9 protein-coding genes and 1 pseudogene are annotated in these 13886 nt (G+C 71.1%); 3 read left to right on the top strand and 7 right to left on the bottom strand.

Annotated features, from left to right (window positions below; genetic code table 11):
* Positions 1-74 precede the first annotated feature (74 nt).
* A complete protein-coding gene (locus OG622_RS36790) occupies positions 75-1751 on the top strand; it encodes an alkaline phosphatase (protein WP_371580944.1) in 1677 nt (558 codons plus the stop codon).
* Between the two features lie 63 nt (positions 1752-1814).
* Here OG622_RS36790 and OG622_RS36785 read toward each other — a convergent pair whose 3' ends face one another.
* Positions 1815-2453, bottom strand: coding sequence for a dienelactone hydrolase family protein (locus OG622_RS36785; protein ID WP_371580943.1), 639 nt, complete (start codon positions 2451-2453; stop codon positions 1815-1817).
* Between the two features lie 38 nt (positions 2454-2491).
* On the opposite strand from OG622_RS36785, the gene OG622_RS36780 reads away from it, so the two are divergent.
* Positions 2492-3616 (top strand): mechanosensitive ion channel family protein, encoded by a 1125-nt coding sequence (locus OG622_RS36780; RefSeq protein WP_371580942.1) that lies wholly within the window; start codon positions 2492-2494, stop codon positions 3614-3616.
* 107 nt (positions 3617-3723) lie between these two features.
* Here OG622_RS36780 and OG622_RS36775 read toward each other — a convergent pair.
* The 5 genes and pseudogenes from OG622_RS36775 to OG622_RS36755 form a co-directional block, all read right to left on the bottom strand.
* Positions 3724-5308: pseudogene (locus OG622_RS36775) on the bottom strand (Na+/H+ antiporter).
* Positions 5309-5381: 73 nt separating this feature from the next.
* Positions 5382-5858 (bottom strand): GNAT family N-acetyltransferase, encoded by a 477-nt coding sequence (locus OG622_RS36770; RefSeq protein ID WP_371580941.1) that lies wholly within the window; start codon positions 5856-5858, stop codon positions 5382-5384.
* Positions 5855-6799 carry an RluA family pseudouridine synthase gene (locus OG622_RS36765; protein WP_371580940.1) on the bottom strand — a complete coding sequence of 315 codons (945 nt, stop codon included), beginning with the start codon at positions 6797-6799 and terminating at the stop codon, positions 5855-5857. The genes OG622_RS36770 and OG622_RS36765 overlap by 4 nt, the downstream gene beginning before the upstream one ends.
* A 76-nt stretch (positions 6800-6875) precedes the next feature.
* Complete coding sequence (gene lspA / locus OG622_RS36760) at positions 6876-7487, bottom strand: signal peptidase II (protein ID WP_371580939.1); 612 nt, start codon at positions 7485-7487, stop codon at positions 6876-6878.
* Positions 7488-7568: 81 nt separating this feature from the next.
* Complete coding sequence (locus tag OG622_RS36755) at positions 7569-8435, bottom strand: TraR/DksA C4-type zinc finger protein (RefSeq protein WP_371580938.1); 867 nt, start codon at positions 8433-8435, stop codon at positions 7569-7571.
* Between the two features lie 638 nt (positions 8436-9073).
* Here OG622_RS36755 and ileS point away from each other — a divergent pair.
* Complete coding sequence (gene ileS, locus OG622_RS36750) at positions 9074-12217, top strand: isoleucine--tRNA ligase (RefSeq protein ID WP_371580937.1); 3144 nt, start codon at positions 9074-9076, stop codon at positions 12215-12217.
* A gap of 322 nt (positions 12218-12539) precedes the next feature.
* Here ileS and OG622_RS36745 read toward each other — a convergent pair whose 3' ends face one another.
* Positions 12540-13874, bottom strand: a complete 1335-nt coding sequence (locus tag OG622_RS36745) for a DivIVA domain-containing protein (protein ID WP_371580936.1) — start codon at positions 13872-13874, stop codon at positions 12540-12542.
* Positions 13875-13886: the final 12 nt, after the last annotated feature.

The raw sequence follows: 13886 nt of genomic DNA, 5'->3' as shown, positions 1-13886 counted from the left end.
CGGCCGTCTGAACATTGAGCGGATTACGGCCGCTGTCTTACCTCCGGCCCTACCGATCAGTAATCTCGTCGGCCGTGACCAGTCGCAGATCTCACTCCAGCCCCGACTCCCCCGCCCAGCCCACGGGTTCGTCCGCCCCGAGCCGCCGTACGGTCGTCAAGGCGGCCGCGGCCGGAGCCGTTCTCGCGGCACCGCTGGCCGCCGCGATCCCGGCGGGTGCGGCCGAAGCACCCGTCTTCCTGCACGGCGTCGCCTCCGGTGACCCACTGCCCGACGGGGTCCTGCTGTGGACCCGGGTGACGCCCACCGCCGCCGCGATACCCGGCTCCGGACTCGGCCCGGACGTCAAGGTCGGCTGGACCGTCGCCCTGGACAAGGCGTTCACAAACATCGTCGCGAAGGGCTCGACGACCGCGACCGCCGCCTCCGACCACACCGTCAAGGCGGACGTACGCGGCCTCGCACCCGCCACGAACTACTGGTTCCGCTTCTCGGCCGGCGGCACCGGCTCGCCCGCCGCCCGCACCCGCACCGCCCCGGCCGCCGACGCCACCACCGCCGGCCTGCGCTTCGGCGTGGTCTCCTGCGCCAACTGGGAGGGCGGCCACTTCGCCGCCTACCGCCATCTGGCGGCGCGCGGCGACCTGGACGCGTGGCTGCACCTCGGCGACTACATCTACGAGTACGGCACCGGCGAGTACGGCACCCGCGACAAGGTCGTACGGCGGCACGCGCCGACCCACGAGATCGTCTCCCTCGCCGACTACCGCGTCCGGCACGCCCGTTACAAGACCGACCCGGACCTGCAGGCCCTGCACGCGGCCGCGCCGGTCGTCGCCATCTGGGACGACCACGAGATCGCCAACGACGCGTGGTCGGGCGGCGCCCAGAACCACACCGGAGGCACGGAAGGCACCTGGGCGGCCCGGCAGTCGGCGGCCAAGCAGGCGTACTTCGAGTGGATGCCAGTGCGCCCGGCGATCGCGGGCACCACCTACCGCCGGCTGCGTTTCGGCAAGCTCGTCGACCTGTCGCTCCTTGACCTGCGGTCCTTCCGCTCGCAGCAGGTGGGCGTCGGCGACGGCGAGGTCGACGACCCGGACCGTACGCTGACCGGCCGGGCCCAGCTCGACTGGCTGAAGGCCGGGTTGAAGTCCTCCGACACGACCTGGCGCCTGGTCGGCAACTCGGTGATGATCGCCCCGTTCGCCCTCGGCAACCTCACGGTCGACCTCTTCGAACCCCTCGCCGAGCTGCTGGGCCTGCCGAAGGAAGGGCTCGCCCTCAACCCCGACCAGTGGGACGGATACACCGACGACCGCCGCGAACTCCTCGCCCACCTGCGGCAGAACGCGATCCGCAACACGGTCTTCCTCACCGGCGACATCCACATGGCCTGGGCCAACGACGTGCCGGTCAATGCCGGTACGTACCCGCTGTCGGCCTCCGCCGCCACCGAGTTCGTCGTCACCTCGGTCACCTCCGACAACCTCGACGACCTCGTCAAGGTCCCCGAGGGCACCGTCTCCGCGCTGGCCTCCCCGCTGATCCGCGCCGCCAACCGGCACGTCCACTGGGTCGACACCGACCGGCACGGCTACGGCGTCCTGGACATCACCGCCGCGCGGGCGCAGATGGACTTCTACGTCCTCTCCGACCGCACGAGGGCCGACGCGACGTCGTCCTGGGCGCGCTCGTACCGGACGCGGAGCGGAACGCAGAAGGTGGAGCGGACGTACGACCCCGTGTGACCGGCGTACCGACCCCTCGCGGGCCTCACCGGCACATGGCGCGCAGAGCTCAGAGCTCAGAGCTCAGAGCGAATCCAGGAAGCCGAGCGCCACCCGCCAGGTGGCCTCGGCGGCCTCCTCGTCGTAGTCCGGCAGCCCGGGGTCGGTGTAGAGGTGGCCGGCACCGGCGTATCTGTAGACCTCGACGTCGGCGCCGGCCTTGCGTATCTGGAGGTACCAGGCGCTCAGCCAGTCGTCCGGCTCGAAGGGGTCGGGCTCGGCGACGTGCAGCTGGACGGGCAGGTCGTCCACGGACGCGGTGGCGGCGATGTCCGACGTGCCGTGCAGAAGCAGCAGCCCGCGCGCGTTCTTGTCACCCAGGGCCAGGGTCTGCGCGGTCGCGGCGCCCAGGGAGAACCCGGCGTAGACGAGCCCCCGCCCCGAGTAGGGCGCGGCGGCCAGGACCGCGCGCTTGAGAAGCTCCTCTCTGCCCAGCTTCTCGTTGAAGGCCATGCCGTCCTCGACCGTGTCGAACGTCCGTCCGTCGAAGAGGTCGGGGGTCCACACCTCGTGTCCGGCGGCGCGCAGCCGGTCCGCGGCCTCGCGCACCGCGGGCCTCGGACCATAGGTCGAGTGGAAGAGCATGATGTTCATGAGGCCATGGTGCCAGCCGGGTCCGACAACGGACCCCGGCGCCCGTACCCCGAGGGCGGCAGAAGTCACATGTTCATGACCCCGCGCGGCCGGTTACGTTCGAAGGCATGGAGAATCTACTCCGCCCATTGATCGTCATCGGCGGCTCGGTCGTCCTCACGCTGCTCATCGGCTGGACGACCGACCTGCTGCTGCGCAAGGCGGACCAGCGGCACCACGAGACACCTCTGTGGGGCCTGCTGCGCCGCGGTCGCATCCCCTACCAACTGGTCCTGTGCGCGGCCTTCCTCAGAGCGTCGTACGACGAGGCGCAGTTGCTGGAACAGCACCGGACCGCCATCGGCCGCGCCCTGACGCTGGTGCTGATCGGTGCGACGGCCTGGCTGGTGATCCGGATCGCGGCGGCGATAGTGGAGACGACATACAGCCGTTACGCCCGCGCCCACCGCGATCCGGCCCGGGTGCGCCGGGTGCGCACCCAGGTGACGCTGATCATGCGGGTGGTCGCGGCGATCGTCGGGGTGGTGGCCGTGGCCTCGATGCTGCTGACCTTCCCGGCGATGCGCGCGGCCGGTGCCTCACTGCTGGCCTCGGCCGGGGTCCTGGGCATCGTCGCCGGTATCGCCGCGCAGTCCACACTGAGCAACATCTTCGCCGGGCTGCAGATCGCCTTCGGCGACATGGTCCGCCTCGGTGACGTGGTCGTGGTGGAAGGCGAGTGGGGCACGGTCGACGAGATCACCCTCACCTTCTTGACGGTCCGCACCTGGGACGAGCGCCGCATCACGATGCCGGTGTCGTACTTCACCTCGAAGCCCTTCGAGAACTGGTCCCGCGGCGGCTCCCAGATGACCGGCACGGTGTTCCTCCATGTCGACCACGCCGCGCCGCTGCCCGCGATGCGCGAACGGCTCCGCGACATCCTCCGTTCCTGCCCCGCCTGGGACGGCCGCCACTACGACCTGACCGTCACCGACGCGACCCCCTCCACCATGGAAATCCGCGCTCTCGTCACCGCCAAGGACCCGGACGACCTGTGGACCGTCCGCGTCACCGTCCGCGAACAGCTCATCCACTGGCTCACCGAGAGCCACCCGTACGCCCTCCCCCGCGTCAACACCGCCGACGCGCTCCTCCCCCCGAACCACCCCAACGGCCACACGGACGCCCTGTCCCCCCGCCTCACGCGAGGCCGCGTCCACGAGCCGCCGAGGTCGACGGGCAGGGGATGAACCCGGCAGGCAGCCGGGCGCGGTCCCGGGCACGAACCCGCGCCCGGCGCCCCGCCTCTCCACCGGGAAGTGCCCGGCGGGGCGCGGGTGGGCGGGCGACGGCCGGTTCAGCGAAGGCTGCGTACGTCCAGATGCCGCAACACCCGATCCACCACCTCGGGATTGGCCCCCGGCTCACTGCGCGCGGCCAACACCTCATGCCGAGCCGCACTCAACATCTCCCCTGGATCCGCCGCATCCTCCGAAGCCGCCGCACCCGCTGCTCGTGCCCCTCCCGCCGCTCGTCCTCCCCCACCTCCGGACTGATCCGCACCCCGATCTCGAAGGCCCGCCGCAACAACCGCTCGGACATCTCCTCCGGCAGTTCCTCCGCCTCCTCGATCTCCTTCAGCCGCCGCTTCGCCGCCTTGGCCGCCCGCACGGCCAACACCTTCTCGAACTCCTTCTCGGCCCCCTCGTCGGCCCGCACCCCCAACCGCCGCACCAGCCACGGCAGGGTGAGCCCCTGAAGCACGAGCGTCGCCATGATCACCCCGAACGCGATGAACACGATCTCGTCCCGGTCCGGAAACGGCGCCCCGCTCTCCGTCTCCAACGGAATCGCGAGCGCCAGCGCCACGGACGCCACCCCCCGCATACCCGACCACCACATCACCACGGTCTCCCGCCATGACGTCGGGATCTCCTCGTCGTAGTCCCGCTTCGCGTGCCACCGCCGAGCGAGCCACGCGGCCGGCAGCAACCACAGCAGCCGTACGAGCACCACGACGACCACGACGGCCGCCGCCCAGCCGAGCATCTCGCCCCACCGCCCGGACGCCGTACGGATCGCGTTGTGCAGCTCCAGCCCGATCAGCCCGAAGGCGACGCCGGTGACCAGTGTGTCCACTACGTCCCAGACGGTGTGCCCGGCGAGCCGCGTCAGCACGTCGTCCGCCCCGAGCGCGTACTCCGCGAGGAACAACGCGGTCGTGAGCACCGCGAGGACCCCGGACCCGTGCAGTTCCTCGGCCATCACGTACGACGCGTAGGGCACGAGCAGGGTCAGCCCGATCTGCAGGGTCGCGTCCTCCAGGAAGTCCATCAGCTTGTTGGCGGCCCAGCCGAGCGCGACCCCCACGGCGACGGCGACGACCGCCGACAGCACGAGCTGGAGCGCGGCGCGGGGCCACGAGAAGGTTCCGCTGACGGCGGCCGCGATGGCCACGTGGTAGAGCACGATGGCCGTGACGTCGTTGAAGAGGCCCTCGCCCTCCAGGATCGACACCAGCCGGCGCGGCAGCCCGAGCTGTCCCGCCACGGCCGTCGCCGCCACCGGGTCGGGCGGCGCGACGAGGGCGCCGAGCGCCACGGCCGCCGCGACCGGGAGTCCGGGCACGATCGCGTTCGCCACGGCTGCCACCGCGGCGGTGGTCACGAACACCAGGGCCACGGCCAGCAGGAAGATCGGCCGCAGATTCGCCGTGAACTGCCGCCAGGACGTGCGTCGCACCGCCGCGTACAGCAGCGGCGGCAACAGCAGCGGCAGGATGAGTTCCGGCGGGATCTCCACGTTGGGCACGAAGCCGGGCACGGCGAGCGCGATGCCGAGCAACGTCATCAGTACCGGCGCCGGCAGCTTCAGCCGCTCCCCCACCGGCACACTGACCACGGCCCCGACCAGCAACACGAAAACAGGGCCAACTGATCCATGGGGGCGCTCCGCTGGTGCTAGACGATCAAGACCGGCCAGATGCCCAGGGTGCCCCACCCGCGCCCGCGCATGCTAAAGCGTCCGCCGCATCGCCCGATGGGGTATCCCCGCGTCCAGGAACTCCGCCCCGTACGCCACGTACCCCAGCCGCTCGTAGAACCCCAGCGCGTGCGTCTGCGCCCCCAGATCCACCGCGGTCAGCCCACGCTCCCGCGCCGCCTCCTCGACGGCCCGCACCAGCGCGACCCCGACGCCCAGCCCCCGGGCCTCCCCCACCACCGCGAGCCGCCCCAGGGACCCCACACCGGCAGCCCCACCGGTCTTCCCGGCGGCGGCCTCCCCGTGCAGCAGCCGCCCCGCCCCGAGCGGCACCCCGTCGTCCCGTACGGCGAGCACGTGCACGGCCCCGGCGTCGTACGCGTCGTACTCCAGGTCCTCCGGCACCCCCTGCTCGGCGACGAAGACCTCCTTGCGCACCGCGAAGCACGCCTCGCGGTCGCCGGGATCGTCGGCGACGCGCACCACGTAGGACACCGGCACGGGACTCACGCGTAGGTCTCCTCCCGCACCTTGTCGAGGGCCTGCTGCAGATCCGCGGGGTAGTCGCTCTCGAACTCGACCCAGCTCCCGTCCCCGGGGTGCTCGAAGCCGAGCCGTACGGCGTGCAGCCACTGGCGGGTGATGCCGAGCCGCTTGGAGAGCGTCGGGTCGGCGCCGTACGTCAGGTCGCCGACGCACGGGTGGCGGTGGGCGGCCATGTGGACGCGGATCTGGTGGGTGCGCCCGGTCTCCAGCTTGATGTCGAGCAGCGAGGCGGCCCGGAACGCCTCGACCAGGTCGTAGTGCGTGACCGACGGCTTGCCCTCGGCGGTGACGGCCCACTTGTAGTCGTGGTGGGGGTGCCGTCCGATGGGTGCGTCGATGGTGCCGCTCGTGGGGTCGGGGTGGCCCTGGACCAGCGCGTGGTACCGCTTGTCGACCGTCCGCTCCTTGAACTGGCGCTTCAGCGACGTGTACGCCCGCTCCGACTTGGCGACCGTCATGAGGCCCGAGGTGCCCACGTCGAGCCGGTGCACGATGCCCTGGCGCTCGGCGGCGCCGGACGTCGAGATCCGGTACCCGGCGGCGGCGAGCCCTCCGATGACGGTCGGTCCGGACCAGCCGGGGCTGGGGTGCGCGGCCACGCCGACCGGCTTGACGATCACGAGCACGTCGTCGTCGTCGTGCACGATCTCCATGCCCTCGACCGGCTCGGCGACGATCTGCACCGGCGCGGGCGCCTGCGGCATCTCGACCTCCAGCCAGGCCCCGCCGTGCACGCGCTCCGACTTGCCGACCACCGACCCGTCGACCGTGACCTTCCCCGAGGCGGCGAGGTCGGCCGCCTTGGTACGGGAGAAGCCGAACATGCGGGAGATGGCGGCGTCGACACGCTCGCCCTCCAGGCCGTCGGGCACGGGCAGGGTACGGATCTCGGGAATCGTGCTCACCCGTCGAGTATGCCGGACGGGTGAGTGCCGCCCGACCGTGCCTGTGGACAACTCCCCCGACGCGGCCCTCCCGCTCTCAGTCCTTGTGGACGGTCCCGTCCGGGTCGAGCCCCCGGAACGACAGCAGCACGATGAGCACGCCGCCGCACACGATGGCCGAATCCGCGAGGTTGAACACCGCGAAGCCCTTGGGCGCGATGAAGTCGACGACCGCGCCCTCGAAGACGCCCGGCGAACGGAAGATCCGGTCGGTGAGGTTGCCCAGCGCACCGCCGAGCAGCAGGCCGAGCGCGATCGCCCAGGGCAGGCTGTGGAGCTTGCGGGCGAGCCTGGCGATCACCACGATCACGATCGCCGCGATCACCGTGAAGATGATCGTGAAGGCCTCGCCGAAGCCGAAGGCCGCGCCCGCGTTGCGGATCGCCTCGAACTTCAGCCAGTCCCCGATGATCTCGATCGGCTCGTGGTGCTCCAGCTTGGCGACCACGATCATCTTGCTGACCAGGTCGAGCGCGTACGCCAGCGCGGCGACCCCGAACAGCACGGCGACACGCCTCTTGCCGCGCGGACGCGCGGCGGCGTCCGCCTGCTCCTCCGCGGCACCGTTGTCGCCGTCGGACTGCTCCGGGTCGGCGCCCGCCGCCTCTGGAATGTCCGGCGTACCGATGATGCGCTCCGCCTCTGCCACGTGAGTCCCTCAACCTAGGTTCCTGACTGAGGACAAAGGTACGACACGACCCTCACGGACCAGGGGCTCAGGCGGCGATCACTAGCGGCGTTCCTGCCTCTGCTTGCACTCCACGCAGAGCGTGGCGCGAGGGAAGGCCTGCATCCGTGCCTTTCCGATCGGATTGCCACAGTTCTCACAGAGCCCGTACGTGCCCGAGGCGAGCCGGTCCAGGGCGCGCTCGGTCTGGTCGAGCATCTCGCGCGCGTTGTGGGCGAGCGACAGCTCGTGCTCGCGCGTGATGTTCTTCGCGCCGGTATCGGCCTGGTCGTCGCCCGCGCCGTCCCCCGAGTCCCGCATCAGGCCCGTGAGCGACCGCTCGGAGGCCTCCAGCTCGGCCCGCAGCCGCGCGGCCTCGGACTGCAGCTCGGTCCGGGCCTCGACGACCTCGTCCGGGCTCCAGGGGTCCTCACCGGGGCGTACCGCGAGCTCGCCGGGCTCCACCGCGGCGGGCCGTGCCTTCGGGACGGCGGAGGGCTTCCTCTTCGCCGCCGTAGCCGTACCAGGAGTGTTCTTCGCAACCACCGTCGTGGCTCCCGTCGTCTCGGCGGCCTCGGCCGCGCCCGCCTTCTTGACCATGCTCTTCTTCGCAGAGGGACCCTTGGCCGCGCTCTTCGCCGTGCTCTTCCCGACCGCGCTCTTCCCGGTGGCGGCCTGCTCCGCCACCACCTGCTCGGCCGTCGCGACCTCCCCGGCCGTCGTCGCCCTCCTGGTCGCGGTCTTCTTCACGGCCGTCTTCCTGACGACCGCCTTCTCGGTCCCGGCCTTCTTGGCCACCGCCTTCCTCGCCACCCTCTTCGTGCCGGCCGCCTTCACCGCCACGGCCTTCTCACCCTCGCTTGCGCCGCCCGAGGCCACCGTGGGTCTGCCGGACGCCGACTGCTGTTCGGCGGTCTTCTTCGCCACCATGGCCGCGGCCCCTTCACATATTGTGATCTTGCACGCGAATCGTGCTGGGACGATAAATCGACCGGAGCCCCTCGGCAACGGGGCAGACCACCCATTCCCACCGCCCCGCGACCGTCGCGCAGCGAGCCTGCAAGCGTTGTGCCCAGCTCCCCGCCGGGTATTCCGCCCCGCCGGACGTCCCAGGATCCGGACGCCCGGCCCGCTCCATTCGGGTCATGCCGCAGGTCACCGCACCCCCGGCCGACATACCGCCCGAATGCCCCCACCGCAGCCCTCCCCCGGCCCCGGAAAACCGGTCGGCCGCTGTCCGTGCGGCCCCGTACACTGGGCGGAGCGAGAAGCGTGGATGGGGACGAGTAGCGTCGTACGCAGCCCAGAGCGACCCGGGGACAGTGGAAGCCCGGGGGCGAGCGCGATGTGAAGATCACCCCGGAGCCGCCGGAAGAAAGCCGCTGCCCGCGAGGCACGGCGAGTAGACCCGGTATCGCGACCCCAATGAGGGGGCTCACCGGCGCGTACAGCGCACAGGGGAGCCAAGGAGGGTGGTACCGCGGGAGCGCGCCGCACACGGCGTACGAAGGATCGAAGCTCTCGTCCCTCCGACGGAAGGCAGCAAGTCCGTTGGAGGAAGCCCGCTCATGACAGAGCCGACGTACCGCCAGGTGCCCGCCCAGGTCGATCTGCCCGCGCTCGAGCACGCGGTGCTCGACTTCTGGCGCGAGCAGAAGATCTTCTCCAAGAGCCTGGAGCAGTCCGAGGGCCGCCCCGAGTGGGTGTTCTACGAGGGCCCACCCACCGCCAACGGCATGCCGGGCGCCCACCACATCGAGGCGCGCGTCTTCAAGGACGTCTTCCCCCGCTTCCGCACGATGCGCGGCTACCACGTGGCCCGCAAGGCCGGCTGGGACTGCCACGGCCTCCCCGTGGAGCTGGCGGTCGAGAAGGAGCTCGGCTTCAACGGCAAGAAGGACATCGAGGCGTACGGCATCGCCGAGTTCAACGCCAGGTGCCGCGACTCCGTGACCCGGCACACCGACGCCTTCACCGAGCTGACGACCCGCATGGGCTACTGGGTCGACCTCGACGACGCCTACCGGACCATGGACCCCGAGTACGTCGAGTCCGTCTGGTGGTCGCTCAAGGAGATCTTCAACAAGGGTCTGCTGGTCCAGGACCACCGCGTCGCCCCCTGGTGCCCCCGCTGCGGCACCGGCCTGTCGGACCACGAGCTGGCGCAGGGCTACGAGACGGTCGTCGACCCCTCGGTGTATGTCCGTTTCCCGCTCACCTCCGGTCCGCTCGCCGGTGAGGCCGCGCTCCTGGTGTGGACGACCACGCCGTGGACGCTGGTGTCCAACACCGCGGTCGCCGCCCACCCCGAGGTCACCTACGTGGTCGCCACGGACGGCACGGAGAAGCTCGTCGTCGCCGAGCCGCTCGTCGCCAAGGCGCTCGGCGAGGGCTGGGAGACCACCGGCCAGACCTTCACCGGCGCCGAAATGGAGCGCTGGACCTATCAACGTCCGTTCGAGCTCGTAGAGTTCCCCGAGCCCGCCCATTTCGTGGTGAACGCGGAATACGTGACGACCGAGGACGGTACGGGTCTGGTCCACCAGTCCCCCGCCTTCGGTGAGGACGACCTCAAGGTCTGCCGCTCGTACGGCCTGCCCGTGGTCAACCCCGTGCGCCCGGACGGCACTTTCGAGGAGGACGTTCCCCTCGTCGGCGGTGTCTTCTTCAAGAAGGCGGACGAACAGCTCACCGAGGACCTCCAGCAGCGCGGCCTGCTCTTCAGGCACATCCCGTACGAGCACAGCTACCCGCACTGCTGGCGCTGCCACACCGCGCTCCTCTACTACGCGCAGCCGTCCTGGTACATCCGCACCACCGCCGTCAAGGACCGTCTCCTCCAGGAGAACGAGAAGACCAACTGGTTCCCGGACTCGGTCAAGCACGGCCGCTTCGGCGACTGGCTGAACAACAACATCGACTGGGCGCTCTCCCGCAGCCGTTACTGGGGCACCCCGCTGCCGATCTGGCGCTGCGAGGAGAACCACCTCACCTGTGTGGGCTCACGCGAGGAGCTGACGCAGCTGTCCGGCACCGACCAGTCGCAGCTGGACCCGCACCGCCCGTTCATCGACGCGGTCACCTTCACCTGCCCCCAGGACGGCTGCGGCGGCACCGCCACGCGCGTCCCGGAGGTCATCGACGCCTGGTACGACTCGGGTTCGATGCCGTTCGCACAGTGGGGCTACCCGTACAAGAACAAGGAACTCTTCGAGTCCCGCTACCCGGCCCAGTTCATCAGCGAGGCCATCGACCAGACCCGCGGCTGGTTCTACACGCTGATGGCCGTCGGCACCCTGGTCTTCGACAAGTCCTCCTACGAGAACGTCGTGTGCCTCGGCCACATCCTCGCCGAGGACGGCCGCAAGATGTCCAAGCACCTGGGCAACATCCTGCAGCCGATCCCGCTGATGGACCAGCACGGCGCCGACGCCGTCCGCTGGTTCATGGCGGCCGGCGGCTCCCCCTGGGCGGCCCGCCGCGTGGGCCACGGCACCATCCAGGAGGTCGTCCGCAAGACGCTCCTCACGTACTGGAACACGGTCGCCTTCCAGGCCCTGTACGCCCGCACGTCCAACTGGGCGCCCAGCGCGGCGGACCCGGCCCCGGCCGACCGCCCGGTCCTGGACCGCTGGCTGCTGTCCGAACTCCACGCCCTCACCGACCAGGTGACCGGCGCCCTGGAGGCCTACGACACCCAGCGCGCCGGCAAGCTCCTCTCGGCGTTCGTCGACGACCTGTCCAACTGGTACGTGCGCCGCTCGCGTCGCCGTTTCTGGCAGGGCGACAAGGCCGCACTGCGCACCCTGCACGAGGTCGTCGAGACGGTCACGAAGCTGATGGCCCCGCTGACCCCGTTCATCACCGAGCGGGTCTGGCAGGACCTGATCGCGCCGGTCTCCCCGGGCGCCCCCGAGTCGGTGCACCTGGCGTCCTGGCCCGAGGCCGACCTGTCCGCGATCGACCCCGAGCTGTCCAGGCAGATGGTCCTGGTCCGCCGCCTGGTGGAGCTGGGCCGCGCCACGCGCGCGGAGTCGGGCGTCAAGACCCGCCAGCCCCTCTCGCGCGCCCTGGTGGCGGCGACGGGCTTCGACTCCCTCGACCGCGAACTGCACGCGCAGATCACGGAGGAGCTGAACGTCAGCTCGCTCGCCTCGCTCTCCGAGGTCGGCGGCTCGCTGGTGGACACCACCGCCAAGGCCAACTTCCGCGCCCTGGGCAAGCGGTTCGGCAAGCGCGTCCAGGACGTGGCCAAGGCCGTCGCGGGCGCCGACGCGGCCGCCCTGTCGCTCGCCCTGCGCGAGGGCACGGCCTCGGTCCAGGTCGACGGCGAGACCATCCCCCTCGCCCCCGACGAGGTCATCATCACGGAGACCCCGCGCGAGGGCTGGTCGGTGGCCTCCGACTCTGGCGCCACGGTCGCCCTCGACCTGGAGATCACGGAGGAGCTGCGCCAGGCGGGCCTGGCCCGCGACGCGATCCGCCTGATCCAGGAGGCCCGCAAGAACAGCGGCCTGGACGTGGCCGACCGTATCGCCCTCCGCTGGACGGCAACGGACCCGGCGGTCACCGCGGCCCTGACCGAGCACTCGGCCCTGATCGCCGACGAGGTCCTCGCCACGGACTTCGCCGGGGGCGAGGCCGACGCCACGTACGGCACGCCCTTCACGGACGAAGGCCTGACCCTGACGTTCCGCCTGCGCAAGGCATAGGGACGGTCGTGCTCGCCTAGCTGCGGGCAATCGTGCCGCCAGGGGCGGCACAGGCGGCACGGGTGGGCGCAGCGGCACCCGGCGAGCGCCGGTGAGTGAACGCCACCCCCGCCGCGCCGCACCCACCGGCAACCGAGAAGGCCTGGGGCACCGAAGAAATCCGGCGCCCCAGGCCTTCGGCGTTGCGTCCGCCACACATCCGCGCGCATCCCCGCACAACCGCCCCACCCCCGGATCTCGCGCAGCAAAAGGGCGGGGCCCCGGAGAGAAATCCGGGGCCCCGCCCTGAACGCTGCCGACGCCTACGGCGTACCAGTAGTCGTCAGTTGTCGTCCTCGTCGATGAGGAACCCGCGCATCGGCGAGGGAGCCTGCCCCATCGGGGAGGGACCCTGCGGCCGGACCGGAGCCATCGGCTGGGTCATGGCCGGCGACATCTGCTGCTGACCGCCGTAGGAGGGCGCGGCCGGAGCAGGGCCGCCGCCCATGCCTCCACCCATTCCTCCACCCATACCGCCCGGGTTTCCGCCGTACGACGGGGCGCTCGCGCCGGCCGGAGCCATGGAGGGCGCCGGGGACGGCGGCAGCGACGCGGTCGCCGGGGTACGCGGCGGGGCCAGCGAGTCGTCCGCCTGGGTCTCCAGCTGACGTAGCTGCGACTCCAGGTACGACTTCAGACGCGTGCGGTACTCGCGCTCGAAGCCACGCAGGTCCTCGACCTTGCGCTCCAGCGTGGCGCGGGCGGACTCCAGGGAGCCCATCGCGACGCGGTGCTTCTCCTGCGCGTCCCGCTCCAGGGCGTCGGCCTTGGCACGGGCGTCCCGCTCCAGACCCTCGGCGCGGCTACGGGCCTCGCCGACGATCTTGTTGGCCTCGGAACGGGCCTCGGCGATCGCCTGGTCGGCGGTCTGCTGGGCCAGCGAGAGCACACGCGCGGCACTGTCGCCGCCGGGACCCTGACCGGGGCCGCCCATCGGACCACCCATGGGACCGCCCATCGGGCCGCCCATCTGCTGCATGGGAGGCTGGCCTCCCATGGGGCCCTGCCCCATCTGGCCCTGGCCCATCTGGCCCTGCATCTGGTTCTGCATCTGGCCCTGGCCCATCTGGCCCTGGCCCATCTGCTGCTGCATCTGGCCTTGACCCATGGGGCCCTGGCCCATCGGTCCCTGACCCATCGGGCCGGGACCCTGCTGCCCACCCTGGCCACCAGGGCCGGCGGGCAGCTGCGGAGCACCGCTCGGCAGCTGGGGCGGGCCACCCATGGGGCCCCCCATCTGCTGCGGCGGGCCCGATATCCCAGCGGGTACGGGTCCACCGGGACCGCGCATACCCTGCTGCTGCATGCCACCTTGCTGCATACCGCCCTGCTGCATACCGCCCTGCTGCATGCCACCTTGCTGCATGCCGCCCTGCTGCATACCGCCCTGCTGCTGGTCCTGAGGCTCTGGAGGCTTGCGCATGTTCTGCTGGTTCTGGGCAGCAGCGCGCGTGGCCGCCGCCAGTTTGGCGCGCAGATCCTCGTTCTCGCGTAGCAGTCGCGTCAGTTCGGCTTCGACCTCGTCGAGGAAGGCATCGACCTCGTCCTCGTCATAGCCTTCTCGGAGGCGGACGGTCGTGAACTGCTTGTTCCGCACGTCCTCGGGGGTCAACGGCATCTCTTCACCTCA

Origin of the sequence: Streptomyces sp. NBC_01314 (assembly GCF_041435215.1) — a bacterium.
GTDB lineage: Bacteria > Actinomycetota > Actinomycetes > Streptomycetales > Streptomycetaceae > Streptomyces.
This window is presented reverse-complemented; position numbering and strand designations above follow the sequence as displayed.

Coding starts and splice junctions, on each gene's coding strand:
- OG622_RS36745 (WP_371580936.1), bottom strand. CDS start 13,874: ATGCCGTTGACCCCCGAGGACGTGCGGAACAAGCAGTTCACGACCGTC.
- OG622_RS36755 (WP_371580938.1), bottom strand. CDS start 8,435: ATGGTGGCGAAGAAGACCGCCGAACAGCAGTCGGCGTCCGGCAGACCC.
- OG622_RS36780 (WP_371580942.1), top strand. CDS start 2,492: ATGGAGAATCTACTCCGCCCATTGATCGTCATCGGCGGCTCGGTCGTC.
- ileS (WP_371580937.1), top strand. CDS start 9,074: ATGACAGAGCCGACGTACCGCCAGGTGCCCGCCCAGGTCGATCTGCCC.